Origin of the sequence: Streptomyces sp. NPDC086835, from assembly GCF_044745705.1 — a bacterium.
Taxonomy (GTDB): Bacteria; Actinomycetota; Actinomycetes; order Streptomycetales; family Streptomycetaceae; genus Streptomyces.
The window spans coordinates 436,218-461,580 of sequence record NZ_JBIVAU010000006.1 but is presented as its reverse complement, the minus strand read 5'-3'; the positions used below and the strand labels follow the sequence as shown (position 1 = coordinate 461,580).

The window sequence follows — 25,363 nt, the reverse complement described above, 5'->3', positions numbered from 1 at the left end:
GGGGTCACCTGTTCCGGGAGTCGGCAGTCGGGGACTTCGCTGTGTTTCCGTGATCGCCGTGCGCTCGCAGATGTTCGAGCAGGAGGCGGTTCAGCGTCTCGGGCGCCTCCTCCGGGACCCAGTGGCTGACGCCCTGGAGGGTCTCGAACCGGTACGGCCCGCCCACCCACTGCCCGGTTTCCTGCGCGGCCGCCGGACCGAAAGCGGTGTCCTCCGTGCTCCAGACGTACAGCGTGGGGACCTCGACGACGCCGATCGCGCCCTCGGGGCGGCCGGCGCGGTACCAGTTCAGCGCCGCGGTGAGAGCGCCCGGTCGGGACAGGTGCCGCACGTAGGCCTCGGCACTGTCCGGCGGGACCTTTCCGGCGTAAGAGGCGCGAAGCGCCTCGGCATCGTCTGCGAGCATGTGTTCTTCAGTCGCGGGCGCTTCGCGCCAATCGATCATGTAGCGCGATCGTTCTCGCTGGTCCTGGTCGGTACGCAGGGTGGTGGCCAGAGCCCCGGGGTGCGGCGTCGAGACAACCGTCAGGGTACGTACGCGGCCGGGGTGGGCATCGGCGGTCCACCACGCCACCGCGCCTCCCCAGTCATGGCCTACCAGGTCGAAGGACGCCCAGCCCAGTTCCTCCGTGATGGCGAGCACAGCGTCGACCAGGGCGCCGATGCGGTAGTCCTCGGGCCGTTCGGGGCGCGCCCCGGGGGAGTACCCGCGCTGATCGGGTGCCACCACCCGGTAGCCGTGCTCCGCCAGCGCCGCGATCTGCCGTTGCCACGCCAGCGCCGTCTGTGGGAAGCCGTGCAGCAACAGCACCGGGCGGCCCTCGGGTGGGCCCGCCGCGATCGCGTCGAACACGCCCGCAGCAGTGGAGATGCTCAGATCGGTCACGCTCCGCCCCTTCATACCGACTGGTCGGTCAGCCTCCAGTCGTGGAAATGGATTGTCAAGGTCGAGGGCGCGCAGTCCCGCATCGGCGGCCGCATGCGGGGCTTTTCGGACGGTGTTGCGCCAGAGGCGTGGTTGAACCTGACGCCAGATTCAACTATAACCAAAACGGGAGGCCGGCTCCCGGCACTCTGCGGGCTCGTGGCGCACGTCCTCGGAAACGGGGAGGCGGTCGCTGACTGCTCGCAGCGCCCCAGGTGGCAAGCGGAAAGGCCGACCGGCATCGAGTCCGGCTCAGGGAGCTCAGGACTTTGGCCCTGAAGCTCCCGGACGAACCGGACCGACAGGAAGCAGTGAGGCGACATGAGGGAAGCAGTCATCGTTTCGACGGCACGGACGCCGATCGGAAGGGCGTACCGCGGCGCGTTCAACGACACCCAGGCGCAGGAACTTGCCGCCCATGCCCTCTCGCACGCGGTGCAGCGAGCGGGGCTCGAGGGAGGTGAGGTCGAGGACGTGATCTTCGGCTGTGCCATGCAGCAGGGGTCCTCCGGTGGCAACGTCGCCCGCCAGGCCGCTCTGCGTGCCGGACTTCCGGACGCCGTGCCGGGGATGACTATCGACCGGCAGTGCTCGTCGGGTCTGATGGCGGTTGCGACGGCCGCCAAGCAGATCGTCGGCGACGGGATGCAGGTCGCAGTCGGCGGGGGTGTCGAGTCGATCTCCTTGGTGCAGAACGACCGGATGAACACCCACCGCATGGCGGATCCCTGGCTGGTCGAGCACAGGCCGAGCATCTACATGCCGATGTTGCAGACGGCGGAGATCGTCGCCGAACGCTACGGCGTGAGCCGGGAACGCCAGGACGAGTTCGCGCTGGTGTCGCAGCAGCGCACCGCGGCGGCGCAGGAGGCCGGACGCTTCGACCAGGAGATCGTCGCGCTCGACAGCGTCAAGAAGGTCCTGGACAAGCAGTCCGGGGAGGTGCGGGACGAGGCCGTGACTCTGACCCGGGACGAGGGCAACCGCGCGTCGACCACCCTCGAGGGCCTGGCCGGGTTGGCGCCGGTGCTGCCGGACGGTCAGGTGACCGTGCGGTCCAGCGTCACGGCGGGCAACTCCTCTCAGTTGTCGGACGGGGCTTCGGCGTCGGTGTTGATGGAGTCGAAGGAAGCCGAGCGCCGCGGACTCGAGCCGCTGGGGGTGTACCGCGGCATGGCCGTTGCCGGTTGCGGCCCGGACGAGATGGGGATCGGTCCGGTCTTCGCCATTCCGAAGCTGCTGAAGCAGCACGACCTCACCATCGACGACATCGGTCTCTGGGAGCTCAACGAGGCGTTCGCCTCCCAGGCGCTGTACTGCCGTGACGAACTGGGCATCGACCCGGAGCGGTTCAACGTCGACGGCGGCGGAATCTCGGTCGGCCATCCGTACGGAATGACCGGTGCACGCCTGGTGGGGCACGCCCTGATCGAGGGCAAGCGCCGTGGCGTCAGGTACGTGGTGATCTCGATGTGCGTCGGCGGCGGAATGGGCGCGGCCGGGCTGTTCGAGGTGGTCTGAGGTGCCGAGCGTGACGGAAAAGGCCCGAACCGCGGTGCTCGTGGACTTCGGCGGGGTCATCACCTCCAGTGTGTTGCGGGCTTTCACCGACTTCGGCGCCTCGCTCGGTGGCGACCCGCGCCTGCCGCTCGACCTCCTGAGCCGCGATCAGCCCTCACGTACCCTCCTGGCCGATCACGAGTCGGGCCGTATCGACGCAGAGGCCTTCGAGCGAGGATTCGCCGAGCGTCTCCGCGTCCACGGCGCCGACGTACAGGCGGAGGGGCTCACGGCACGGATGCAAGCAGGAATGTCGATCGATCAGGACGTGCTCGCCCTGCTGGAGGATCTCCGCGCCGCCGGATATCCCGTCGCGCTGGTATCCAATTCGTTCGGGACCGGAACCTACGACGGCGTCGACCTCGCCGCCGTGGCCGACGCGGTCGTCATCTCCGCCGAGGTCGGGATCCGCAAACCTTCCCGGCGGATCTACGCGATCGCATGTGAACGCCTCGGAGTCACCCCCGAGGAAGCAGTCATGATCGACGATCTGCAGCAGAACCTCGACGGAGCGGCGCGGATCGGAATCGAGGGCGTACTGCACACCGGTGCCTCCGACACCCGCCGCCAACTCGCCGAACGCTTCAGGATCATCGCCTGATCGATCGATCGCCCGGTCGCGGGAGATCGGTCATGCCTGGACCCGCACCGCGTCACCTGCTCGCATCCCCGGAAGGCACCGCCCATGGCCAGTGTTCTCGACCCGGTCTGCCGCCACGCGGCCGCAACTCCCGACAACATCGCGCTGCGCGGCGGCGCGGACCGATGGACCTACCGGCAACTGCGCGACGCGAGCGCACGGTACGCGAGCGCCTTGGCGGCGGCGGGCCTGTCCCCCGGGGACCGGGTGCTGCTGGCGGCGCCGTCGGTGCCCGAGTTCGTGGTGGCCTACCTCGGGATCCAGGCCGCGGGCTGTGTCGTGGTGCCGGTCAACACGATGTCCACCCGGGCCGAGGCCGAGTACGTCCTCGGCGACGCCGGGTGCTCGTTGGCGATCACATGGCACGCCCTCGGCCCCGCCGTCGCGGAGGCGGCCGCGTCGCTCGAGGTGCCCTCCTGGACGCTGTCCCCCGGCGCGGGGGTCACCGATGCCGCCCCTGTCCCGATCGTGGACCGGGACCGCGACGAGACCGCGGCCATCCTGTACACCTCGGGTACGACAGGGCGGCCGAAGGGTGCCCAACTCACAGTGGGGAACCTGCTGTCCGCCGGGGAGATCGGCGCCGAGTGCAGCCGCGGATCGAGTGCCGACCGGACCGGCACCGGGCTCCCACTGTTCCACGTGTTCGGTCAGGCGTCCGTCATGATGGCGACCTTGACCGTGGGCGGCTCGATGTCGTTGCTGGCCCGATTCGACCCGACGTCGATGCTGGAGATGCTGCGTCGCGACCGGCTCACCATCATGGCCGGCGTACCGACCATGTGGAACGCGATCCTGCACGCGGCGGGTGATGCGGATCCGGCGGACTTCGCCGCGCTCCGCGTCGCCGTCTCCGGCGGTGCGTCCCTTCCCGGGGAGATCGCCCGCGCCTTCGAGGCCCGGTTCGGCTGCACCATCCTCGAAGGCTATGGGCTCACGGAGACCACCGCGTTCGGCACCTTCAACGACATCGACTCCGGCGGCAAGACCGGGTACACCGGGCGGGCGGTCCCGCGGCTGCAGGTGCAGGTGCGGGACATCGACGGGAACGAGTGCCCGCCGGGTACCGTCGGCGAGGTCCACATCAAGGGGCCCACGGTGATGCGCGGCTACTGGAACCGCCCCGCGGACACCGCTGCGGCGATCTCGCCCGACGGCTGGTTCCGGACCGGCGACCTGGGGGAAACCGACGCGGACGGCGACCTGCGCATCGTCGACCGGATCAAGGACCTGATCATTCGTGGCGGCTACAACGTCTACCCCGGTGAGGTCGAGGAAGTCCTGTACGAGCACCCGGACATCATCGAGGCAGCCGTGATCGGCGTTCCCGACGACCACTACGGCGAGGAGGTCGCCGCGCTCGTCGCCGCCCGGCCCGGCTCGGACCTCGGTGCCGCTGAGGTGTCGAGCTGGACACGAGAGCGATTGTCCGCCTACAAGGTCCCGCGCATCATCCGGTTCGTCGACGCGCTGCCCAAGGGCCCGAGCGGGAAGATCCTCAAGCGTTCCATCGACCGTACGGAGCTGACCCGAGAGCCCGGCGCCGGCGACGTACCCGTCCGCCGCCACTGAACATCCGTCGCGACGGACGAGATGTGTCCGCCACAGAAGAAAGACGCATGGTGAGTTGCTCATGAGCCTGCCTCCCGTCCTGCGGGACCGGCTTCGCCTGCCGGTGGTCGCATCGCCGATGTTCATCGTGTCCAATCCGGAGCTGGTCATCGCACAGTCGACCTCCGGGATCGTGGGTTCCTTCCCCACGCTGAACGCGCGCCCCCAGTCGGCGCTGCGCGAATGGCTGCAGCACATAACGGGGGAGTTGGCCAAGCACGACGCCGCCCGTCCCGATGCTCCGTCCGCGCCGTTCGCGGTCAATCTCATCGTGCACAGGACCAACTCACGCCTGGAGGAGGATCTCGCGACCGTCGTCGAGTTCAAGGTGCCGATCGTCATCACCTCTCTCGGCGCCCGGACCGACGTCAACGATGCCGTCCACTCCTACGGCGGCATCGTGCTGCACGATGTCATCAGCAACCGGTTCGCGCGCAAGGCAGTGGCAAAGGGCGCGGACGGCCTGATCGCCGTCGCCGCGGGCGCGGGCGGTCACGCCGGCACCCAGTCACCCTTCGCGCTCGTCCAGGAGATTCGCGACTGGTTCGACGGCCCCCTTCTGCTGTCGGGCTCCATCGCCCACGGCCGCTCGATCCTCGGCGCACAGGCCGCCGGCGCGGACCTCGCCTACGTGGGTTCGGCGTTCATCGCCACCGACGAGGCGAACTCGGAGGACCAGTACAAGCAGATGATCGTGTCCTCCACCGCTGCGGACATCGTGTACTCCGACCTGTTCACCGGCGTGCACGGCAACTACCTCCGCGGCAGCATCGAGGCCGCGGGGCTCGATCCGGCCGCGCTGCCCGGCTCCGATCCGTCCGCCATGGACTTCGGAAACCGGGACCTCGAAGGGGCGAAGGCGTGGCGGGACATCTGGGGCGCCGGTCAGGGCGTCGGTGCGGTCAGGGCGGTACTTCCCGCGGCAGCGGTCGTCGAGCGCCTCGCCGGTGAGTACGCCGAGGCGAAGCGCCGGCTTCAGCGCATGGGATGTACGGGGGAGCCGTGCGAGCCCGCACACGCGCGTACTCATGAGCCTGGCGTCGGATTCAAGTAGAATCCCGGGGATGGACACCACTGCGCCCGAGGACAGCGAGAAGGCCCCGCCGATGGCGCCTCTCTCGTCACTTCGCGAGCCGCCGACGACGAAGCGCGGAGCGCGGACACGAGCCGCTTTGGTGCAGGCCGCGCGGACGGTGTTCGAGCGGGACGGCTACCTCGACACCCGCCTGGTCGACATCGCCAAAGAGGCCCGATGCGCGACGGGGTCCTTCTACACCTACTTCACCAACAAGGAAGAGGTGCTTGCCGCCGTCCTCCTGGAGGCGCAGGAGGACATGTTGCACCCTGGCGTGGGCCGGGTGCAGGGCACCGACGATCCGTATGCGGTACTCGAGGCGAGCAATCGCGCGTATCTCGAGGCGTACAAACGGAACGCGAAGCTGATGCGACTGCTTGAGCAGGTCGCACAAGTGGAGCCGGTATTCCGTGAGTTCCGAAGCCGGCGCGCGGATGCGTTCATCCGCCGCAACGCCCGCGGCATCGCCGACCTGCAGGCGCGAGGCGTCGCAGATCGTGAGCTCGATCCGATGATGGCCTCCCGTGCGCTGTCGGGCATGGTCAGCGTCATGGCCTACAACGCCTTCGCGCTCGGCGAAAGGCAAGAAGAAGGGACGCCGGTGGACTTCGAAGAGCTCGTGTCCACGGTCACCCGGCTCTGGGCGAACGCCCTGCGGTTCCCCGGCCACCGCTGAATCCGGCGGTAGCGCCGGCTGGGCGAAGCCTGCCGCCCCTACGACCGTTCGGCGATCCTGGCGCTCGCAGCGGCGACGAAGAGCGGCCTGCCCGAGCTCTCCCGCTCGATTACATGGCTCATTGCACCCGGTGTCGCGAAGCCCCTTCTCGCTCTTGGTCGAGTTGGGCATCACTCGCCTCTGCGAAGGCGTTGTCCCGCTTCCGTGGCCCGAGCCCCTTGCCGATCCGTTCGGCGAGCCGCTCGTGCCTCTGGCGACGGACGAAAGGGCCGCGATGCCGACCGTGAACCCTCTGGCCGCAGTTCAGCAGGACGAGGCGGCCTTTCCGTGCGGTGATGCGGACCGATGGTTGAACTTGACGTCGGATTCAATTATACAGGTGGACGGGACACGGCCGCAGCATCCCGAGGGCCCGTGCCCCGGCACGCACGCCCCGCCACGGAGAGGGTTCGTTGTGAACGTTGCACAAAGAGTCGCCGTCGTCACCGGTGGCGGCATCGGCGGCGCGCTGGTCGCACGGCTCGCTCGCGAGGGTGCCCGGCTCGTCGTCGCGGACCTCGACGCGGACGCCGCGCGGGCGGTGTCGAAGAGTGTCAACGCCGACCATCCGGGAAGCACCGTCAGCGCCGGCGCGGACGCGTCGGACACCGCCCAGATCCAGCAGTTGATCGCCCTTGCGGAGAGCACGTTCGGACCGGTCGACCTCTACTTCGCGAACGCGGGCATCGCCGGGGCACCGGGCCTCGACGCGGACGAGCAGGACTGGGACCTCTCGATCGACGTGAACCTGCGAGCCCACATCCGTGCGGCGAGGCTGCTGGTGCCGCGGTGGCTCGAGCGCGGCGAGGGCTACTTCGTCAGCACCGCCTCGGCGGCCGGGCTGCTCACCCAGATCGGCTCCGCCACGTACGCCGTCACCAAGCACGCGGCCGTCGGCTTCGCCGAATGGCTGAGTGTCACGTACGGCGATCGTGGGGTCCATGTCAGCTGTCTGTGCCCGATGGGGGTGGACACCAGGATGCTGGCCTTGGGGAAGGACTCCGGGGACGCCCTGGGAAGAGCGGCCGCGCAGGCCGTCATGTCCGCGGGTGACGTCCTTGAGCCGGCCGAGGTCGCCGACGCCGTCCTCGCCGCGATCGACGACGAGCGGTTCCTGATCCTGCCGCACGAAGACGTGCTGGACATGTACCGGCAGAAGGGCTCGGACTACGACCGGTGGCTGCGCGGCATGCGCCGCTACCAGAACTCCCTGCCGGCGCAGGCATGACCGGCGCGCCGGGCGAGCTCGTCCTCGCCGAACACCGCGGACCCGTACTGGTGCTCACGTTCAACCGGCCCGCCAAGCTCAACGCCTGGACGGACGAACTCGAAGACCGCTACTTCACGCTGCTCGACGCCGCCGAAGACGACCCGGACGTACGCGCTGTCGTGGTCACCGGGGCGGGACGCGGATTCTGCGCCGGCGCCGACCTCCAGCGGCTGCAGAAGGCCGGAGAGGTCTCAGAGGCGGACAGGGCGGGGCGCCGGCCGCGCGACGTGCCGCTGGCCCTGCGCAAACCGCTGATCGGTGCGGTGGGCGGTGTCGCCGCGGGCCTGGGCTTGGTGGAGGCGCTCTACTGCGACGTTCGCTTCGGCTCGCCCGCGGCACGGTTCACCACGGCATTCGCGCAGCGCGGGCTGATCGCCGAGTACGGCATCTCCTGGCTGTTGCCCCGGCTTGTCGGGCACAGCCGGGCAACGGACCTGTTGCTGTCGAGTCGCATGGTGGACGCCGAGGAGGCTCTCCGCATCGGACTCCTCGACCATCTGGTCCCCACCGGCAATGTGGTCGATGCCGCTGTCGCGTACGCCGCCGATCTCGCGACGCGCTGCTCCCCCGCATCCATGGCCACCATCAAGAGCCAACTCCGCAAAGACGCGAACGGCACCTACGCCGATTCCATGACCCGGGCGGAGGGCCTCATGCTCCAGGCGTTCCGCGGGGCCGATCTCGTCGAAGGCGTGGCCAGTCACCTCGAAAAGCGTTCACCGAGTTTTCCCTCCCTCCCTGTCAGGAGTTCGGATGTCCCTGTTTGAGACGTCGGATCGCGCCAAGAAGTACCAGGCGGATCTGCTCGAGTTCATGGATTCGCACATCTACCCCGCCGAGGAGGTGTACGCCGAGCAGATGCGCGCGTCGGGTGACCCGCACTTCCATCCGCCGATCCTCGAGGAACTCAAGGCGGAGGCGCGGAAGCGTGGACTGTGGAACCTCTTCCACCCGCACCCCGAGTGGGGTCCTGGGCTGACGAATCTCGAGTACGCGCCACTGGCGGAGATCATGGGGCGCAGCCACATCGCTTCGGAGGCGTGCAACTGCAATGCCCCGGACACCGGGAACATGGAGGTGCTCACCCTCTTCGGCACTGACGAGCACAAGGAGAAATACCTCAGGCCGTTGCTCGACGGCACCATGGCCTCGGCGTTCGCGATGACCGAGCCGGCAGTGGCCAGTTCCGACGCCACCAACATCGAGCTGCGCATGGAGCGCGACGGCGACGAGTACCTCCTCAACGGCCGCAAGTGGTTCGCCTCGAACGCGATGCACAAGAACTGCAAGGTGCTCGTCGTGATGGGCAAGACCGACCCCACGGTGGCCCCCCATCGCCAGCAGTCGATGATGGTCGTCCCGATCGACGCCCCCGGAGTCACCGTCGTCCGGAACCTCCCGGTGTTCGGGTACGCGGATCGCGAGGGCCACGCGGAGATCACCTTCGAGAATGTGCGGGTGCCGGCCAAGGACGTCCTCAAAGGCGAGGGCGAGGGTTTCGCGATCAGCCAGGCCCGGCTCGGGCCCGGTCGCATCCACCACTGCATGCGGGCGATCGGCGCGGCCGAGCGGGCGCTGGAGCTGATGTGCCGGCGCGCGCAGTCACGGGTGACGTTCGGTCGTCCCGTTGCCGACCGGTCCAATGTCCAGGACTGGATCGCGGAAGCGCGTATCGATATCGAGATGATCCGTCTGCTCACGCTGAAGGCCGCGCATCTGATGGACACGGTCGGGAACAAGGAAGCGCGCACCGAGATCGCGGCCATCAAGGTGGCCGCCCCGAACATCGCGTTGAAGATCATCGACCGCGCCATCCAGGTGCACGGGGGAGCAGGGGTGACCGAGGACTTCCCCTTGGCGATGATGTACGCGCATCTGCGGACCTTGCGGCTGGCGGACGGTCCTGACGAGGTCCACAAGCGGGCCATCGCCCGACACGAACTGCGGCAGTACCGCGACGGGGCCACCGCGGCGGCGAGCGGCACGAGCACCGTGGGCGGCCCCGAGGCAGCGGTGAGCTGAGGTGGCAGGACCCGATCTCACCGGGCGCACCGGCGTGGTCACCGGCGCCTCGCGCGATATCGGGCCGGCGATCGCCCAGGCCGTCGCGCGGCCGGCGGAAACGTCGTCCTCACCTCCCGGTCACAGGAGGTGGCGGACGCCGCCGCGGCCCAGGTCGGGGGCGCAGCGGTCGGCGTTTCGACGTTGTTCTCGATGCCTTCCACGACGGTCTCCGCCGTGTTCACGCACGGCTGGGGTGGATCAGCTGAGGGGCTTGGCGAGGACGGCTTTGCGGTGGCTGAAGGTCTCGATGGAGTAGCGGCCGTGGTAGCTGCCCATGCCGCTTTCCCCGACGCCCCCGAACGGCAGGTCGGAGACGGTGAGATGGGCCAGCGGCAGACCGAACCCGAGGCCGCCCGAGGAGGTTTCGGCGGCGAGCCGCTCCCGGGTGGTGTCCGATTCGGTGAACGCATACAGGGCCAGCGGCTTGTCGCGGTCGTTGATGAAGTCGATGGCCTCGTCGAGGCCGGGCACCTCGACGATCGGGAGGATCGGGCCGAAGATCTCCTCCCGCATGACGGGCGCGTCCGGTGACACCTCGGCCAGGACGGTCGGCGCGATGTACTTGGAATCCCGGTCGTGCGCCCCGCCGGTGACCTGGCGGCCGGACTCGAGGAGGGCGGTCAGCCGGTCGAAGTGGCGTTCGTTGACGATCCGGCCGTACTCCGGGGAGGCGGAGGCGTCCGGTCCGTACAGGCTCTCCACAGCCTTGGCGAGCGCGCCCTCCAGAGCGCGTGCGGTCCCGGGGTCGGTGAGCACGTAGTCCGGGGCGACGCAGGTCTGACCGGCGTTGAGGAACTTTCCGGCCGCGAGGCGGGCGGCGACGGCGTCCAGGTCGGTGCCCCGGTCCACGAACGCGGGGGACTTGCCGCCGAGTTCGAGGGTGACGGGCGTCAGGTGCCGGGCGGCCGCGGCCATCACGATGCGGCCGACCGTGCCGTTGCCGGTGTAGAGGATGTGGTCGAAGCGCTGCTCGAGCAGGGCGGTGGTCTCCGGGACCCCGCCTTCGACCACGGCGACCGCGTCGGTGTCGAGGTACTGAGGCAGGAGGCGGGCCAGGGCGGCGGACGTGGCCGGGGCCAGTTCGCTGGGCTTGGCGACCACCGTGTTGCCCGCGGCCAGGGCGCCGGCCACCGGGGCCAGCAGGAGCTGCGCCGGGTAGTTCCAGGGGGCGATGACCAGCACGACGCCCAAGGGGTCGTACCGCGTCCAGGCACTCGCCTCCCCGAGGAACGCGGGGACGAGGACCTGTTCGGGGCGCAGCCAGCCGTCGAGATGTTCCAGGGTGTGGTCGATCTCGCGTATGACGAAGTCGATCTCGGTGCGGTGGGCCTCGGTGGAGCTCTTTCCCAGGTCGGCGTGGAGCGCCGCGGCGAGTGTCTCCCCCTGTTCGGTGAGCAGGGTACGCATCCGGTGCAGCTGCCCGGTACGCCAGGCCACGGGCCTGGTGGTGCCGCTGCGGAAGGTGGCGCGCAGCCGGGCGACGAGCTCGGCGGGCTGCGCGGGCGCAGGGTTGTTCATGGTTCCCTCACAGGTGCGGTACGTGGACGGGGGCGTTGGCGCCGCGCCGCGGGCAGGCCGGGCGCCGGCGTCGACCGGGGGATCAGCCGCGGTTCAGGATGTCGATGATGTTCCGGGCGAGCTGCTCAGAGGAGGCGGGGTTCTGGCCGGTGTACAGGTTGCGGTCCGCCACCACGTGTGCGCTGAACGGGGCGGCGGCGTGGAAGTCGGCGCCGAGTTCCACCAAACGGTCCTGGAGCAGCCACGTGGCCTTGTCGGCGAAGCCGGCCATGCTCTCCTCGGCGTTGGTGAAGCCGGTCATGCGGTAACCGGCGAACGGCCAGCCGCCGTCCTCGCGCCGGGCGGCGAGCAGGGCCGCGGGGGCGTGGCACAGCACCGCGAGCGGCTTGCCGGAGTCCAACGCCGCGGTGAGGAGGCGGCCGGAGGCGGCGTCGACGGCGAGGTCCTCCATGGGGCCGTGGCCACCGGGGTAGAGCACGGCGGCGTACGCGTCGAGGTCCACCTCCTCGAGCTTGACCGGGTTCTCCAGGTCGGCGCGGACGGAAGCCAGGTACGCGGCGATCGCGTCGGCCTGCTCCTTGCCGCCGGTGGACTCGGCGGCAAGGCTGACGGCATCGACGGTCGGCGCGACGCCGCCGGGCGTGGCGACGGTGACGTCGAACCCGGCCTCGCGCAACAGCCGGTGCGGTGTGGCGAGTTCCTCGGCCCAGTAGCCGGTGGGGTGCAGGGTGCCGTCGGCGAGTGTCCAGTGGTCGGAACCGGTGACGACGAACAGAACTGCGGTCACAACTGTCTCCTTCGGGAGGGGCGCGCGTCGCGCGGTGGTGGGGGGTCTTCTCGTCCGGCAGGGCGTGTGCCGGTGATGGCGTACGGGCGGCGGGTGGCTCAGCCGACGGTGACGATCACCTTGCCGCGGGTGTGACCCTCCTGGTTGAGCCGCTGTGCGTCAGCGGTCTGCTCGAGCGGGAAAGTCGCGGCCACGTCCACGCGCAACTGCCCCCGCTCCGCGAGGACGGTGAGCGCCTCGAGGTCTGCGGCGTCGGGCCGGACGAAGACGTACCGGCCGCCGAGGCCGAGGACGGCGCCGTCCGCGACGGAGGCGAGGCGGCCGCCTTCGGCGAGCAGGCCGGGGGAGAGCTTCAGGGCTTCGCCACCGATCAGATCGAGCACGGCGTTCACACCCTGCGGCGCCAGCGCGTCGACGCGGTCGGTGAGGCCCTCGCCGTAGGTGACCGGCTCGGCGCCGAGCCCGCGCAGGTAGTCGTGGTTGCGCTCGCTCGCCGTGCCGATGACCCGGGCGCCGAGCGCTCGGGCGATCTGTACGGCCAAGGAGCCGACCCCACCCGCCGCGGCGTGCACCAGTACGGTGTCGCCGCTGCCCACGTTCAGGGCGCGGGTCAGCGCCTGGTAGGCGGTGAGACCTGCCAGCGGGATGCCGGCGGCCTCCTCGAAGGAGAGGTTGGCGGGCTTGCGGGCGAGCGTACGGACCGGGGCGGCGACGTATTCGGCGAAGGTGCCGCGGGAGACGAAGTCCTCACGGACGTAGCCGATCACTTCGTCGCCCGGGGCGAACTCGGTGACCGAGACACCGGCCTCTTCGACGACGCCTGCCACGTCCCAGCCGGGGATGACGGGGAAGACGGTGTCCATCACGCCGTCCAGGTATCCGGCCTGGATCTTCCAGTCGACCGGGTTGACGGAGGCGGCCTTGACGCGGACCAGTACGGCGTCCGGGGCGAGCTTCGGGTTGGGGACGTCGCCGTATTCCAGGACGTCCGGGCCGCCGTAGGTGCGGTAGGTGATGGCCTTCATGGTGGTGCTCCTTGCTGTGGGGGTGCGGTCGTGCGGTGGTGCGGGATTGCAGGGGTACGGATCGGGTGGGTCGTCAGGCGGCCGCGGTGGCGACAGCCGGCTCGGGGGCCGGTTCGGCGGTGGGCCGGTGTTCCGGACGGGGCGCCTGCCGTTGCCGCTGCAGGCCGAGCAGTGCGATGGCCAGGACGACGGCGAAGGCGGCACCGGCGATGGCGAAGCTCAGGGTGAACTGGCTCTCGGCAGGCAGCGGGGGCACTCCGGCCGGAAGGTTCTCGATGGTCCGGGAGGCGAGCAGTGTCGTGATCAGCGCACTGCCGATCGAGCTTCCGACCGAGCGGGAGATGGAGTTGATGCCGTTGGCGACGCCGGTCTGGTGGGGCGGCACTCCCGCGACGATCAGTGCGGGCATCGCGGCGTAGCCGAGGCTGATGGCCGTTCCGACAGCCATTCCGGCGCCGATCACCGAGGGGGCCGAGGAGTGAGCGGTGGCCAGCCACGCGAAGCCGGCAGTGCCGATCACCGCGCTGAGCGCGAGGGTGAGGCGTGGGCCGATCCTGCGGATCAGCAGGCCGCCGAACTGGGAGACGACGAGGGAGGCGATCGTGCTGGGCAGCAGGAACTCGACCGAGGCGCGGAGAACGGATGCGCCGAAGCCGTAGCCCGCGATGTCCTGCGGTATCTGCGCCAGATAGGAGACGCCCAGGAACTGGGCGAACATCCCGAATCCGACGAAGAGGCCCGCGAGGTTGCTGAACAGCACCGGGCGGTGGAGGAACATCCTCATGTCGACCAGTGGTTCGCGCACGCGGTTCTCGGTGAAGGCCCAGACACCGGCCATGACGACCGCTCCGGCGAAGCTACCCAGAGTGCGGGGGGAGGTCCAGCCCCACTCGTGACCCTGGGAGATCGGCAGCAGCAGCAGGACCAGGAAGAGCCCGAGGGTGAGGGCGCCGAGGATGTCGGTGCGCCCTCCGGTCCTGGTGCGGCTCGCCGGTACGAGGAGGACGACGGCGACGAGTGTGACCAGAGCCAACCCGGCGGCCATCCAGAAGACGGGGTGGTAGTCGGCGTTCTCGCCGCGGGTCAGCAGGCCGGTGGCGACCAGCGCGAAGCCGCTGCCGAACGCCAGGGTGCCGCTGACCAGTGACATCGCTCCAGGCAGCCGGTGGGCGGAGACCTCCTCACGGAGTACCGACAGCGCGAGCGGGAAGATCGCCGTGGCGGCTCCCTGGAGGACGCGGCCGACGATCAGCCAGAGGAGCGAGTCGGTGGTGGCGGCCAGGACCGAGCCGGCGATCATCACCACCAGCACGCCGATGAGGGTCGGCTTCTTCCCGTGCTGGTCGCCCAGGCGGCCGAGCAGGGGAGTGAAGACGGCTGCGGAGAGCAGCGTCGCGGTGGTGACCCAGCTGACCTCGGCAGCACTGCTGCCAAGGCTGGTCCCGATGAGACCGAGTATCGGGATCACCAGTGTCTGCATCATCGACACGACCATGGCGGCGAGGCTCAGGACGAGGACGACTGCGATCTCACGTCGGTGTCGGCCGGGCGACGGGGCAACGGTTCGGGACACGGGTGCTCTCTTCGCGGCGGGGTGGGGGGGGTGGTGCCGGAGCCGGAGAAGGGGCTCGGCTCGAAACAGCTAGATGCTTGATGAACTCAAGCAACGAGGACGACGGTAAACGTCAATGGTTGAGGAAGTCAAACATTGAGCTTCACCTAGACTGGAGACATGTCCCGCACCCCCGCCCCGCACCCGGCACCCCGAACCCCTGACCCGAAGGGGAGCGAGCCCACGCACGTCGACCTCCTGGAGCGTCTGGCGCGCGCTGCTGCCGGCTACTACCGGGACCTGGCCGCGGCGGCCGCGGTGCAGGGGCTCACGATGACGCAGGCCAAGATGCTCATCCTGCTCCGGAAGCCACTGCCGATGCGCGCTCTCGCAGGACTGCTCGCCTGCGACGCGTCCAACATCACCGGGCTCGTCGACCGGCTGGAGGCTCATGGACTGGTCTCCAGGCACCTCGACCCGGCCGACCGGCGGATCAAGAACGTGGTCGCGACGGAAAAGGGCCTGGAGGCGGTCCGTGTGATCCGCGCCGACATGCGGGCCACCTCGGCGGCCTTCAACCGTCTCGACGACGAGGGCCGCCGCAGCCTCTACGAGCTGCTGGGGCGCCTGCACCCCGACGAGACGGTCTGACCCCGACCGCCGGGGTGCCCGCCTCGGCCGCCGGGCAACGCTGCGTTCCGACCGACCTGCGCGGTCGCTCGGCTCGTCGAATCCGGCGTGCGGAAGACCGACTTCACCGAGGCCGATCTGCGCGAGGCGAACCTGCGCGAGGCGGCAGCAGGAGCGGTTGAACAGGAGACAGCATGAACAGGATGCAGATCGGGGTCGTCGAGACCGGCAGGCTGAGCCTCGTGCCGCTCGCTGTCGAGCACGCGGAGGAGATGGCCGAGGCGCTCTCCGACCCGGCGCTGCATGCCTTCATCGGTGGGACTCCGCAGCGCCCGCAGGCCCTGCGGGCACGGTATGAACGCTGGGTGGCCGGCTCACCCGATCCCTCGGAGGTGTGGTGGAACTGGGTGATCCGGCTCCGCGAGGAGAGACGCCTGACCGGGACGGTGCAGGCAACGATCACCCGCACCGAGCGCGGGCGTGCGGCCGAGGTTGCCTGGGTGGTGGGGACTCCGTGGCAAGGACGTGGGATCGCCACCGAGGCGGCACGAGGACTGATCGCCTGGCTCCAGGAGAAGGACGTACAGGTGGTCCGTGCTCACATTCATCCGGATCATCGGGCATCCGCAGCTGTTGCCGCCGCCGTCGGCCTCGCTCCGACCGGTCACCGGCACGAAGGCGAGATCAGGTGGAGTTGCCGTTGACGCATTCCTCCGCCGGCAGGCCCTGAGCGTTGGCCGCGAAGGACGGATCGACCGGCGCCCCAGATCCGGGGCGTCGGATTGCTCCGACGAGCTTCGGTGCGGCCCACCGGTGCGGCCCACCGGTGCGGCCCGAACCGTCGGCGGGGCCGGCCGACTCGGTGCGGACGGGCACGGAAGGCGCGGACGTCGCGGAAGGTGCTCCGCGACTCGGTGGCGGGCGACGGCGCCGATGGTCAGGCTGGTGTCATGCGCAACCGAGCGGCCATGAGAGAGGGCAGCTTCCGGCACCGCGGGGCCGAGCTGGTCTACGACGATGCCGGCGAGGGTCCTGTGGCCGTCTACGCGCACGGCGGTTTCGTGAGTCAGGCCGCAGAGGACCGGATGGGCCTGTTCTCATGGACGCCGGTCCTTGAGGCGGGCCGACGCCTGGTCCGTTATGACGCCCGGGGGCACGGTCGATCGACCGGCGACCCCGTGGACAGCGACTACACGTACCAGTCGCATGCCGGTGACCTGCTGGCCCTTCTCGATCACCTGGGCATCTCGCAGCCTGTCGCCGCCATGGGTGCGTCGATGGGCTGCGGCAGCGTGCTGCACGCCGCCGTGCGTGCGCCCGACCGGTTCTCCCGGCTGGTCCTGCTCATCCCGCCGACGGCCTGGACGACGCGGGAGGCCCATGCGCGGGCCGCTCGGGAATCCGCCGAGGCTGTCGAACGGGAGGGACGGGACGCATGGCTCGCCACCAGGGCGCAGCAGCCTCGTCCCGCCGTCGTGGCCGACGTTCCCGAGCTGCCGCCCACACCCGCCGAAGGGCTGCTGCCCGCCGTTCTGCGTGGCCTGGCGATGTCCGACCTGCCCTCACTCCCGGAGGTCGCCGCGCTGCGCCGGCCAACCTTGGTGCTGGGCTGGGTCGGTGACCCGGGGCACCCCCTGTCGACCGCGGAGACGCTGGCCCATGTGCTGCCGCACGCCGAACTGCACGTGTCCGAAACACGCGCCGACATCCACACCTGGGGGGACCGCATCGCCGAGTACCTGAGCCGCCCCCGGCCGTAGGCGGCCGTGTCCCTCGGGTCGTCTCCTCGTCCACGGGGCAGGAGCGCGCGGAACGCGGGATCGCTCGCGCAAGCGGTGTCTCAGCGCAGATCGAGCAGCATCACGTCATGCAGTTCCGCGCCCTCGCCCCGTGGCCGCGCCTCGCCGATCTTGCGGTATCCCCACGCCCGGTACGCGGCCGATGCCGCCTTGCTCGCCGGGTGGACGTTCAACAGCACCCGCTCGGCTCCGACGGCGTCGAGCAGTGTCGTGTGCAGACGCCGCGCGACACCCTGGCCCCGCCACGGTCCGCGCACGGCGAGTTCCATGAGCCCGAAGGTGCGGTGTCCGTCCTCGCGCCGCATGTCGTCGGGCACCGGCTCGATCAGTTCGTCCCACCACACCGTGTCGGGCCCGAGCGGGTGGCTGTACGCCATACCGATCGGCTCGCCGTCCTCGGTACGGGCCAGGGCAGCGCGAAAGGTGCCGTTGCGAGCCTGTACGGGGAAGCGGCGGAAGGCGGCGGCGACGTCGTCCTCGGTCTCGTTGTAAGGAGGCTCGGCGAACGCTTCGGCGTAGATCAGCTTGAACCCGTCCTCGGCCTCTACTGCGGCCGGTCCATCCATGTGCTCTGTCGCGATGGTCCCTTGCTGCGCCATGTGGTCCCCTCGAACGGTCATACAAGTGCGCTCGCCGCGCACTCGCGGCCGCTGAACTCCCGGCCGTGGGCGTCCCAACCCCTCCGTCAGGGGTGCGGCTGAACTTTTTCACGATCTGGAGGCGCCCGCGGCTTTCCCGGACGGCGAACCCAACACACCAACACCTCTCAAAACACGGCCTAGAGCCAGCCTCTGCGGGCCGCCTGCACACCGGCCTGGAAACGTGTCTCCACGCCCAGTTCCGCCATCAGCTCGGTGAGCCTGCGGCCCACCGTCCGCTCGGTCACGCCGAGGGCCCGGGCGAGGGTGCGGTCCTTCATGCCGGACGCCATCAGTGACAGCAGTTCGCGGTCCCTGGCGGACGGGCCGCACTGCGCCTCGGTGGCGTCGAAGGGTGTGGCGCGTGCCCACAAGCTCTCGAAGCAGCAGAGGAGGACGTCGATGAGTGCCGACGCGTGCACCAGCAGCCGGACGCTCGGGTCCGGCTCGGTGTAGGAGACGGGCAGCAGCGCGGTGGTCCGGTCGACGACGAAGAACTTCAGGGTGACGTCCGGCAGGAACCTGGCCTGTTCGCCGGCCTTGGTGCAGCGGCGCAGGGCCGCCATGTGCTCGGGTGATGCCAGTGCCTCGCGGGCGTAGATGAACCGGTAGGCGACGCCGTCCGCGAGTCGGCGCAGTTCGAGGTCGTTCGGGTTGCTCTGGCCGCCGATGTACGGCGGGGCGTCGACCGCGATGATTTCTTCGCGCGCCTCGAGCTGGAGCCGGGACACCGCGGCCAGTACGGCGTCCTCGCCCTCCAGCAGCTCGACGACCGGCTTCCCCTCGCGTGCGGGCCGGGCACGCAGCCGGTCGGCCAGCTCTTCGATGTGCACCTGCATCCGGGCGAGATCGCCGCGTCGGCGGCTGATCAGCGCGGGGAGGGCCTCGTCGGGGGCGACAAGGGCGTACAGCGCGGGAATGAAGCCGAGTTGCTGGACAAGCCCGTGGTCGAGGAGCCCGCGGAGTGCGGGTCGTAGTTCGGCCGGGGAGCAGCCGATGCTCTGCGCGAGCTCTTCCGCAGTGGCCCGCTTCAAATCCAGCAGGGCCAGGTAGACGTCGTTCTCGAGCCGGCCGAGACCGACGGGCTCCAGCAAGTGCATGTGTACCTCCCGTGCCGACGGTGGGGACGTCGGCGTGGGGGGACAGTAAGTGGCACGCCGGTGAACGTCAACCGGCCTTCAACGACGCACTGGGAACAACTGGTTCGCGAGGCAAGTGAGATCTGCGCCGGTTCATCCTGCTCGCCTGTGCTGAACAGGACATTGTCCGGTATCAGAAACGCACAACGGTTTACAGGGAGTTGAAGGCGACCCAATCCTTGTCCCAATCCGCCAGCGGCGATCACCCCCACCGTCGCGCGGCGGAGCTTCCCCTGCCGTCACCCCCACGGTGGCCACCCCCGGCCACGGGGACGGCATGCCTGGACAAGGAGCATCGATGCACGACAGAACCGCACTGCCTGTCCGGAAGATACTCGGGGCGGCGCTCGCCGCAGGTCTGGCCGCCACCGCGCTGGCGGCCGTGCCGGGGACGGCGGACGCCGCCGAGGGAAGCATCCTGGGTGCCGGCGCGCACAACGCCGTCAAGGACAGCTACATCGTCGTCCTCGAGGACGATACGACGGCGCAGGGCGTCGAGCAGCGCAAGGCCGCTCTCATCAAGCGCTACGGCGGCAAGGTCGGGCACACGTACACCTCCGCGCTCAAGGGATTCTCGGTCAGGATGACCGAGAAGCAGGCCAAGCGGCTCGCCGCCGACCCGGCGGTCGCCTACGTCGAGCAGGACATGAAGGGTTCCCTCGAGGCGGTCGCCTCCTGGGGGCTGGACCGTGTCGACCAGGGGAGCCTGCCGCTCAACGGCGCCTACACGGCGCCCAACACCGGCGCGGGCGTCACCGCGTATGTCATCGACTCGGGCATCCGCACCTCGCACAGCGACTTCGGCGGACGCGCGTCCTGGGGCACGAACACCATCGACAGCAACAACACCGACTGCCATGGGCATGGCACCCATGTGGCCGGCACGGTCGGCGGCACGGCCTACGGTGTGGCCAAGGGCGTCAAACTGGTCGGGGTCAAGGTCGCCAACTGCGCCGGCGACCTGAGTTCGACGACCATCACCGCCGGCATCGACTGGGTGGCGCGCAATGCCGTGAAGCCCGCCGTGGCCAACATGAGCTTGGAGTACTCGAGTCCGGCTGTCGCGACGGCCGTGAAGAACTCCGTCGCCTCCGGCATCGTCAACGTCGCCGCGGCCGGGAACGACTACGGCTCCGACGCCTGCTACGTCACGCCCGCCAAGGTGCCCGAGGCCATCACCGTTGGTGCGAGCACCCGTACCGACAGCAGGTGGATCGGCTCCAACATCGGTTCCTGCGTCGACATCTTCGCGCCCGGCGACGCCATCGTCTCGGCCGGCATCACGAGCAACACCGCCTCCGCGACGATGTCCGGCACGTCGATGGCCGCCCCGCACGTGGCGGGGGCCGCCGCGCTCTACCTCTCGGCCAACCGGACGGCCACACCCGCCCAGGTGCAGTCCGCCCTCAAGAACAACGCCACCAAGGGCAAGTTGACCGGCATTGGAGCCGGATCGCCCAACAACCTTCTCTACACCGGCTTCATCGGCCAGTGATGCCCTGACCCCTGCGACAGCCTGTCCGGCCGGTATCCCCGTTTTCAGCCCCCCCCCGGCCGGACAGGCCATGGGCCCGATCACCACCGGGCCGAGCAGTGGCACCTGCGGCGGCTTCCACCCGGCGTACTCCTGCCGGAACACCTTCTGGAACCAGGTCAGGCCCATGCTCACCTACGCGGCCGACAAGGCGGGAAACTCCTACGGGAGCGGCACGAGACCCACCCCCGCCGACTGACACGGCACCAACGGGGCGGATGTTGCCGCCACCCTCAAATCGGGCGCCACTCTCCAGCGGCATCACCTTCAGCGGCGCACCCGCACGTCTGGCAGGCAACAGACCTGCCCGTCCGGGTGCTCGTGCCGTCCACCTCCGGGCACACAGGTCGCCGCGTCTGCTGTCGGCCTCGAAGTCGTGCGGAGCAACCCGGCACCCCAACGGCGAGGCAGGCTGCCCGCGGTCGTGATCGCCGAAGCGACCGCTCGTCGCCGCGCCTCCTGACACAAGGACACCGAGACACATGAAGTCGAACCGCCTGGGCACCGCAGCAGGGGCCGCCGCGTTACTGCTGATCGGGGGTCACCAACTGCTGACGTCCCAGGACGTTCAACGCCGGCCGATCGTCATCGGGACGGCCAGCAGCTTGACACACCTCGACCCGGCCGGGGCATACGACAGCGGATCCCTGGCTCTGTACAACAACGTCTACCAAAGCCTGCTCACCTTCGAGGCAGGGTCGCCCACCCCCAGGCCTGACGTCGCCAAGAGCTGCAGATTCACCGACTCCGCGCTCAAGACCTATCAGTGCGAACTCCGCAACGATGTGGAGTTTTCCAACGGACATCCGGTCACCGCCGAAGCTGTGAAGCATTCGTTCGAACGCATCCTGCGCATACGTCACCCCCTAGGTCCAAGACCGCTCTTCGCGAATCTGCGCTCAGTCGAGGCCCGGGAATCCCTTGTGACGTTCCACCTCGGTACAGCGGATGCCACATGGCCTTACAAGATCGCCACAGCATCGGGTTCGATCGTCGATCCGGCCGAGTTTCCCTTCGACAAGCTACGCGAGAAAGGAGGGGCAGTCGGATCCGGTCCGTATACGGTCTCCTCCTATCGAGAGGGAAAGGAGATCACCCTTGAACCGAATCCCATATACAAGGGGGCGGTGGCGAGGACAGGCACACCGATACACATCCGCTACTACCCGACAGTAAAAGACGTAGAGGCGGCCTGGACAGCCACAACCATCGACGTCGCTCACAGCGGACTGCCGTCCGCAACCCTCGCGCAGATAGAACCCGGCGACCGGGATGTGCGCCTGTCCATCGGGGAGGGCGCATACACGCGCTACCTCGCGATGAACCTGCGCTCCCCACGGAATCCCTTGAAAGACGTTGCAGCCCGCCGAGCCGTCGCCGCCCTCGTCGACCGCGGACGCCTGACCAGCGAGGTGTTCCACCACACAGTGACGCCGCTGTACTCCCTCGTCCCCCAAGGTGTCACCGGCCACGACACCGCATTCTTCGACGAATACCCCGAGATGGACCCCCAGTACGCGGCACAGCGCCTTCGTTCCGCCGGCCTCACCACTCCTGTACCCATCACGCTCGGCCACCACAGCGGACCCGCCGCCATGGAGGCAAGGGAACTGAAGCAGCAACTGGAGAAGAACAGCCTGTTCCAGGTCGAACTCGTCGAAGTAGCTGACTGGAATACTTACCAAAAGCGGTGCGAACGTGGCGACTTCGACGCCTTTACTACAGCATGGACGCCCGACTTCCCGGACCCGGACAACTTCGTGCAGCCATTGGTGGGGACAGGTAACATCCTTCACAACGGATACGCATCGGCGGAGGTCGACAAGGCGATCCAGGACACACAGCGACACGCCGATCGCGGGGAAACCATCCAGCGGTTCCGGTCGATTCAGCAGACCGTCGCACGGGACGTCCCCCTGGTCCCCCTCTGGCAGAAGAAGAACTACGTGGTAACTCGTGCCAATGTCACCGGCGGCCACCACCTGGCCGAGGGGAACGGAATCTGGCGCCTGTGGGAGCTGAAATGGCTCTGAACCCGCAATCATGAAACGGGATGAACGAGCGGGTATGGCGACGCTGTTGCAGTCAAAGGCCTGAATTGTGGCACCGGTCGTTCTCATCGACCGGCCATCGAACTGCGCGAGCGTCTCGGCGACTGGGAAGGCGACCTCGTCGTGGGCGCCCGCAGCCAGTCCGCCGTCACCAGCTCGTCGACCGACGAACCCGCTGTCTCCGTCTGGTCCCGCTGCCGGAGGGGCACTCGGCCGGCCAGTTGCGTGATGCCCTCATCGCCGCCCTCGGCCAGCTGCCGGAACGGGCACGGCGGAGTCTCACCTGGGACCAGGGCTCCGAGATGTCACGCCACCATGAACGTGCGCCCTACTTCACCGACGGGATCTTCTTCGCGCGCCCCGGCAGTCCCTGGGAGCGAGGGACGATCCGGCGGTACCTGCCCAAGCGCACGAACTGTCCCTGCGCACCGCTGACGATCTCCGTGTCATTGAGCAGCGGCCGACCGTGCACACACTGAGTCGGCAGACCCCGGCTCAGGCATTCGCCGCGGCTCTGGCACCCTCCGCGTCGTTGATCACAGCCGCAACGCAGTGCCTTGGCGATCGCAGGTGAAGGTCGGCAAGTGGGTCGACTTGCGACTGGCGTCCTCACTCGTGCTCCCGGGGGATGAGCGCGACCGAGCTTCGGCACGCGGATCCCTGAGCCGTGATGCCGGTCGGCCACACCACAACCGGTACTCGGTAAGCACCACAACCGGTTCGTGAAGCATGTGGTGATTGACCCAGTTCATCCTGCCCGTCCGTGCTGAACAGGACATTGTCCGATATCCGAAACGCATAACTGTTTACAGGCAGTTGATCGCGGGCCAATCCTTGTCCCCATCCCGCCGCGGCGATTCACCCCTCACCGTCGCGCGGCGGAGCTTCCCCTGCCGTCAAACCCCACGGTGGCCACCCCCGGCCACAGGGACGGCATGCCTGGACAAGGAGCATCAATGCACCAGAGATCCGCACTGCCTGTACGGAAGATACTCGGGACGGCGCTCGCCGCCGGTCTGGCCGCCACAGTGCTGGCGGCCGTGCCGGCCACGGCGGACGCCACCGAGGCCAACATCCTGGAAGCCGGTGCGCCCCCTGCCGCACCGGACGCCACGGCGCCGGCGACCGACGGGCCCGTCGAGCGCCTCATCGTCGGCTACAAGTCCAAGGCCACGGAGGCCAAGTCCAACGACGCCGCCGCCAAGGACGCCAAGGCCAAGGGCGAGAAGGCCGGCGAGTCCCTCGACTTCCAGCGCCGTCTGGGCACCGGAGCCGCGCTGGTCGACCTCGGCGCCCAGCTCGACAAGAAGGACACGGCCGACGTCATGGCCGCCTTCCGCGCCGACCCGGACGTCGCGTACGTCGTCCCGGATCGCCGCAAGTACGCCACAGCCGTGACGCCGAACGACACCTACTACGACCGCCAGTGGGACCTGTTCGAGGCTGCCGCCGGTATGAACGTCCCCGGCGCCTGGGACAAGGCGACCGGCACCGGTGTCAAGGTCGCCGTCCTGGACACCGGTTACGTCGCGCACTCCGACCTCGCCGCCAACGTGGTCGGTGGATACGACTTCATCTCCGACCCACTGATGTCCCGCGACGGCGGCGGCCGCGACAGCAACCCCGCCGACACCGGCGACTGGATGAACAAGGGTGACTGCGGCGTCGACGAGTTCGGCCGGCCGGTCCCCGACAGTGACAGAAACAACTCCTGGCACGGCACCCACGTCGCCGGCACCATCGCCGCCACCACCGGCAACGGCAAGGGCATCGCCGGTATCGCGTACAACGCGACCATCCAGCCCGTCCGCGTGCTCGGGTGGTGCGGTGGCACGGACGCCGACATCATCGACGCCATCACCTGGGCGTCCGGCGGTTCCGTGCAAGGCGTGCCGAACAATCCGAACCCCGCCGACGTCATCAACATGAGCCTCGGCGGCGGTGGCGCCTGCGACGCCGGCACCCAGAGCGCCATCAACGGCGCGGTGAGCCGCGGCACGACCGTCGTCGTGGCGGCCGGCAACAGCAACAAGAACGCGGCCGGCTTCAGCCCGGCGAGCTGCAACAATGCGATCAGCGTCGCCGCTTCCGACCGCGAGGGCAACCGCACCTACTACTCCAACTACGGCACCGTCATCGACGTCACCGCTCCCGGCGGCGAGACCGCGGTCCAGGCCAACGGCATCTGGTCCACGCTGAACACCGGCCTCCGCAGCGTCGGCAGTGAGACGTACGCGGCGTACCAGGGCACCAGCATGGCCGCCCCGCACATCGCCGGCCTCGCCGCGCTGTTGAACCAGGCGAGCCCGTCGATGACGCCCGCCCAGATCGAGTCCGCGATCAAGACCAACGCCCGTACGCTGCCCGGCACCTGCTCCGGCGGTTGCGGCGCGGGCCTCGCCGACGCGGCCCGTACGCTCGGCGCGTCCGGCAGCACCGACCCTCAGCCGCCCACCGGCAGCGTGTTCACCAACGCCGTCAACGTGAATATCCCGGACACCAACACCCCGGTCACCTCCTCCCTCGCGGTGACGGGCATCAGCGGCAACGCCCCGACGGCCCTCAAGGTCGCCGTCGACATCAAGCACCCCTACCGAGGTGACCTGCGTATCGAGCTCGTCGCCCCGAACGGCAGCGTCACTCAGCTGAAGGCCGCCAGCTCCAGCGACAGCGCGGCCAACGTCATCACCACCTACACCGTCGACGCCTCCGGCGCGGCCGCCGCCGGCACCTGGAAGCTGCGGGTCACCGACGTCTACAGCAGTGACGCCGGCTACATCGACTCCTGGAGCCTGACCTTCTGACAGGTCCGCACCTCCAGGCCGACTCA

23 protein-coding genes are annotated in these 25,363 nt (G+C 69.2%); 16 read left to right on the top strand and 7 right to left on the bottom strand.

The genetic code is table 11. The features are described from left to right. Positions 1-4: 4 nt before the first annotated feature. On the bottom strand, positions 5-877 hold the full coding sequence (locus ACIPJI_RS22105) for an alpha/beta fold hydrolase (RefSeq protein ID WP_402248248.1): 873 nt from the start codon (positions 875-877) through the stop codon (positions 5-7). Positions 878-1,246: 369 nt separating this feature from the next. Here ACIPJI_RS22105 and ACIPJI_RS22100 point away from each other — a divergent pair, with 369 nt between their 5' ends. The 8 genes from ACIPJI_RS22100 to ACIPJI_RS22065 all read left to right on the top strand — a co-directional run bounded on the left by ACIPJI_RS22100 (position 1,247) and on the right by ACIPJI_RS22065 (position 9,818). Continuing rightward, positions 1,247-2,446: an acetyl-CoA C-acyltransferase gene (locus ACIPJI_RS22100; RefSeq protein WP_356619864.1), complete on the top strand. Its 1,200-nt coding sequence runs from the start codon at positions 1,247-1,249 to the stop codon at positions 2,444-2,446. A 10-nt stretch (positions 2,447-2,456) separates the two neighbouring features. Continuing rightward, the gene (locus tag ACIPJI_RS22095) at positions 2,457-3,086 is read left to right on the top strand and encodes an HAD family hydrolase (RefSeq protein WP_402248205.1); all 630 of its coding nucleotides are present in this window, start codon (positions 2,457-2,459) and stop codon (positions 3,084-3,086) included. Positions 3,087-3,170: 84 nt separating this feature from the next. Further along, positions 3,171-4,697, top strand: a complete 1,527-nt coding sequence (locus ACIPJI_RS22090; RefSeq protein WP_402248204.1) for an AMP-binding protein — start codon at positions 3,171-3,173, stop codon at positions 4,695-4,697. Positions 4,698-4,758: 61 nt separating this feature from the next. Beyond that, a complete protein-coding gene (locus ACIPJI_RS22085) occupies positions 4,759-5,790 on the top strand; it encodes an NAD(P)H-dependent flavin oxidoreductase (protein ID WP_402248202.1) in 1,032 nt (343 codons plus the stop codon). A gap of 10 nt (positions 5,791-5,800) precedes the next feature. Next, a complete protein-coding gene (locus ACIPJI_RS22080; RefSeq protein ID WP_356619856.1) occupies positions 5,801-6,487 on the top strand; it encodes a TetR/AcrR family transcriptional regulator in 687 nt (228 codons plus the stop codon). Between the two features lie 454 nt (positions 6,488-6,941). After that, complete coding sequence (locus ACIPJI_RS22075; protein ID WP_402248200.1) at positions 6,942-7,754, top strand: SDR family oxidoreductase; 813 nt, start codon at positions 6,942-6,944, stop codon at positions 7,752-7,754. Beyond that, positions 7,751-8,563, top strand: a complete 813-nt coding sequence (locus ACIPJI_RS22070) for an enoyl-CoA hydratase-related protein (RefSeq protein ID WP_402248198.1) — start codon at positions 7,751-7,753, stop codon at positions 8,561-8,563. The genes ACIPJI_RS22075 and ACIPJI_RS22070 overlap by 4 nt, the downstream gene beginning before the upstream one ends. Then, positions 8,550-9,818 (top strand): acyl-CoA dehydrogenase family protein, encoded by a 1,269-nt coding sequence (locus ACIPJI_RS22065; RefSeq protein WP_402248196.1) that lies wholly within the window; start codon positions 8,550-8,552, stop codon positions 9,816-9,818. Before ACIPJI_RS22070 ends, ACIPJI_RS22065 begins: the two co-directional genes overlap by 14 nt. Positions 9,819-10,058: 240 nt before the next feature. Here ACIPJI_RS22065 and ACIPJI_RS22060 read toward each other — a convergent pair whose 3' ends face one another. The 4 genes from ACIPJI_RS22060 to ACIPJI_RS22045 form a co-directional block, all read right to left on the bottom strand. Beyond that, the gene (locus ACIPJI_RS22060; protein WP_402248195.1) at positions 10,059-11,378 is read right to left on the bottom strand and encodes an aldehyde dehydrogenase family protein; all 1,320 of its coding nucleotides are present in this window, start codon (positions 11,376-11,378) and stop codon (positions 10,059-10,061) included. Positions 11,379-11,460: 82 nt separating this feature from the next. Further along, on the bottom strand, positions 11,461-12,165 hold the full coding sequence (locus tag ACIPJI_RS22055; protein WP_402248193.1) for a type 1 glutamine amidotransferase domain-containing protein: 705 nt from the start codon (positions 12,163-12,165) through the stop codon (positions 11,461-11,463). Between the two features lie 98 nt (positions 12,166-12,263). Then, the gene (locus tag ACIPJI_RS22050; RefSeq protein WP_189464607.1) at positions 12,264-13,190 is read right to left on the bottom strand and encodes an NADP-dependent oxidoreductase; all 927 of its coding nucleotides are present in this window, start codon (positions 13,188-13,190) and stop codon (positions 12,264-12,266) included. Between the two features lie 73 nt (positions 13,191-13,263). Beyond that, positions 13,264-14,763 carry an MFS transporter gene (locus tag ACIPJI_RS22045; RefSeq protein WP_402248191.1) on the bottom strand — a complete coding sequence of 500 codons (1,500 nt, stop codon included), beginning with the start codon at positions 14,761-14,763 and terminating at the stop codon, positions 13,264-13,266. Positions 14,764-14,922: 159 nt separating this feature from the next. Here ACIPJI_RS22045 and ACIPJI_RS22040 point away from each other — a divergent pair, with 159 nt between their 5' ends. The 4 genes from ACIPJI_RS22040 (at position 14,923) to ACIPJI_RS22025 (ending at position 17,132) form a co-directional block, all read left to right on the top strand. After that, the gene (locus ACIPJI_RS22040) at positions 14,923-15,393 is read left to right on the top strand and encodes a MarR family winged helix-turn-helix transcriptional regulator (RefSeq protein ID WP_402248190.1); all 471 of its coding nucleotides are present in this window, start codon (positions 14,923-14,925) and stop codon (positions 15,391-15,393) included. Between the two features lie 87 nt (positions 15,394-15,480). Beyond that, a complete protein-coding gene (locus ACIPJI_RS22035) occupies positions 15,481-15,570 on the top strand; it encodes a pentapeptide repeat-containing protein (RefSeq protein WP_356619841.1) in 90 nt (29 codons plus the stop codon). Beyond that, on the top strand, positions 15,567-16,076 hold the full coding sequence (locus ACIPJI_RS22030) for a GNAT family N-acetyltransferase (protein ID WP_402248188.1): 510 nt from the start codon (positions 15,567-15,569) through the stop codon (positions 16,074-16,076). The genes ACIPJI_RS22035 and ACIPJI_RS22030 overlap by 4 nt, the downstream gene beginning before the upstream one ends. A 246-nt stretch (positions 16,077-16,322) precedes the next feature. Further along, entirely contained in the window at positions 16,323-17,132 is an 810-nt protein-coding gene (locus ACIPJI_RS22025; RefSeq protein WP_402248186.1) for an alpha/beta fold hydrolase, read from the top strand. Positions 17,133-17,212: 80 nt separating this feature from the next. Here ACIPJI_RS22025 and ACIPJI_RS22020 read toward each other — a convergent pair whose 3' ends face one another. Further along, positions 17,213-17,770 (bottom strand): GNAT family N-acetyltransferase, encoded by a 558-nt coding sequence (locus ACIPJI_RS22020; RefSeq protein ID WP_402248184.1) that lies wholly within the window; start codon positions 17,768-17,770, stop codon positions 17,213-17,215. Positions 17,771-17,949: 179 nt separating this feature from the next. Then, positions 17,950-18,909, bottom strand: coding sequence for a helix-turn-helix domain-containing protein (locus ACIPJI_RS22015; protein WP_356619835.1), 960 nt, complete (start codon positions 18,907-18,909; stop codon positions 17,950-17,952). 337 nt (positions 18,910-19,246) lie between these two features. On the opposite strand from ACIPJI_RS22015, the gene ACIPJI_RS22010 reads away from it, so the two are divergent. The 4 genes from ACIPJI_RS22010 to ACIPJI_RS21995 all read left to right on the top strand — a co-directional run bounded on the left by ACIPJI_RS22010 (position 19,247) and on the right by ACIPJI_RS21995 (position 25,337). Then, entirely contained in the window at positions 19,247-20,443 is a 1,197-nt protein-coding gene (locus ACIPJI_RS22010; RefSeq protein WP_402248183.1) for a S8 family peptidase, read from the top strand. A gap of 70 nt (positions 20,444-20,513) precedes the next feature. Beyond that, complete coding sequence (locus tag ACIPJI_RS22005; RefSeq protein ID WP_402248181.1) at positions 20,514-20,681, top strand: hypothetical protein; 168 nt, start codon at positions 20,514-20,516, stop codon at positions 20,679-20,681. 283 nt (positions 20,682-20,964) lie between these two features. Then, the gene (locus ACIPJI_RS22000; protein WP_402248180.1) at positions 20,965-22,515 is read left to right on the top strand and encodes an ABC transporter substrate-binding protein; all 1,551 of its coding nucleotides are present in this window, start codon (positions 20,965-20,967) and stop codon (positions 22,513-22,515) included. 974 nt (positions 22,516-23,489) lie between these two features. Next, entirely contained in the window at positions 23,490-25,337 is a 1,848-nt protein-coding gene (locus ACIPJI_RS21995; protein ID WP_402248179.1) for a S8 family serine peptidase, read from the top strand. Positions 25,338-25,363: the final 26 nt, after the last annotated feature.

Coding starts and splice junctions, on each gene's coding strand:
- ACIPJI_RS22000 (WP_402248180.1), top strand. CDS start 20,965: ATGAAGTCGAACCGCCTGGGCACCGCAGCAGGGGCCGCCGCGTTACTG.
- ACIPJI_RS22025 (WP_402248186.1), top strand. CDS start 16,323: ATGCGCAACCGAGCGGCCATGAGAGAGGGCAGCTTCCGGCACCGCGGG.
- ACIPJI_RS22040 (WP_402248190.1), top strand. CDS start 14,923: ATGTCCCGCACCCCCGCCCCGCACCCGGCACCCCGAACCCCTGACCCG.
- ACIPJI_RS22065 (WP_402248196.1), top strand. CDS start 8,550: ATGTCCCTGTTTGAGACGTCGGATCGCGCCAAGAAGTACCAGGCGGAT.
- ACIPJI_RS22030 (WP_402248188.1), top strand. CDS start 15,567: ATGAACAGGATGCAGATCGGGGTCGTCGAGACCGGCAGGCTGAGCCTC.
- ACIPJI_RS22060 (WP_402248195.1), bottom strand. CDS start 11,378: ATGAACAACCCTGCGCCCGCGCAGCCCGCCGAGCTCGTCGCCCGGCTG.
- ACIPJI_RS22070 (WP_402248198.1), top strand. CDS start 7,751: ATGACCGGCGCGCCGGGCGAGCTCGTCCTCGCCGAACACCGCGGACCC.
- ACIPJI_RS22100 (WP_356619864.1), top strand. CDS start 1,247: ATGAGGGAAGCAGTCATCGTTTCGACGGCACGGACGCCGATCGGAAGG.
- ACIPJI_RS22050 (WP_189464607.1), bottom strand. CDS start 13,190: ATGAAGGCCATCACCTACCGCACCTACGGCGGCCCGGACGTCCTGGAA.
- ACIPJI_RS22020 (WP_402248184.1), bottom strand. CDS start 17,770: ATGGCGCAGCAAGGGACCATCGCGACAGAGCACATGGATGGACCGGCC.
- ACIPJI_RS22090 (WP_402248204.1), top strand. CDS start 3,171: ATGGCCAGTGTTCTCGACCCGGTCTGCCGCCACGCGGCCGCAACTCCC.
- ACIPJI_RS22080 (WP_356619856.1), top strand. CDS start 5,801: ATGGACACCACTGCGCCCGAGGACAGCGAGAAGGCCCCGCCGATGGCG.
- ACIPJI_RS22005 (WP_402248181.1), top strand. CDS start 20,514: ATGGGCCCGATCACCACCGGGCCGAGCAGTGGCACCTGCGGCGGCTTC.
- ACIPJI_RS22085 (WP_402248202.1), top strand. CDS start 4,759: ATGAGCCTGCCTCCCGTCCTGCGGGACCGGCTTCGCCTGCCGGTGGTC.
- ACIPJI_RS21995 (WP_402248179.1), top strand. CDS start 23,490: ATGCACCAGAGATCCGCACTGCCTGTACGGAAGATACTCGGGACGGCG.
- ACIPJI_RS22015 (WP_356619835.1), bottom strand. CDS start 18,909: ATGCACTTGCTGGAGCCCGTCGGTCTCGGCCGGCTCGAGAACGACGTC.
- ACIPJI_RS22010 (WP_402248183.1), top strand. CDS start 19,247: ATGCACGACAGAACCGCACTGCCTGTCCGGAAGATACTCGGGGCGGCG.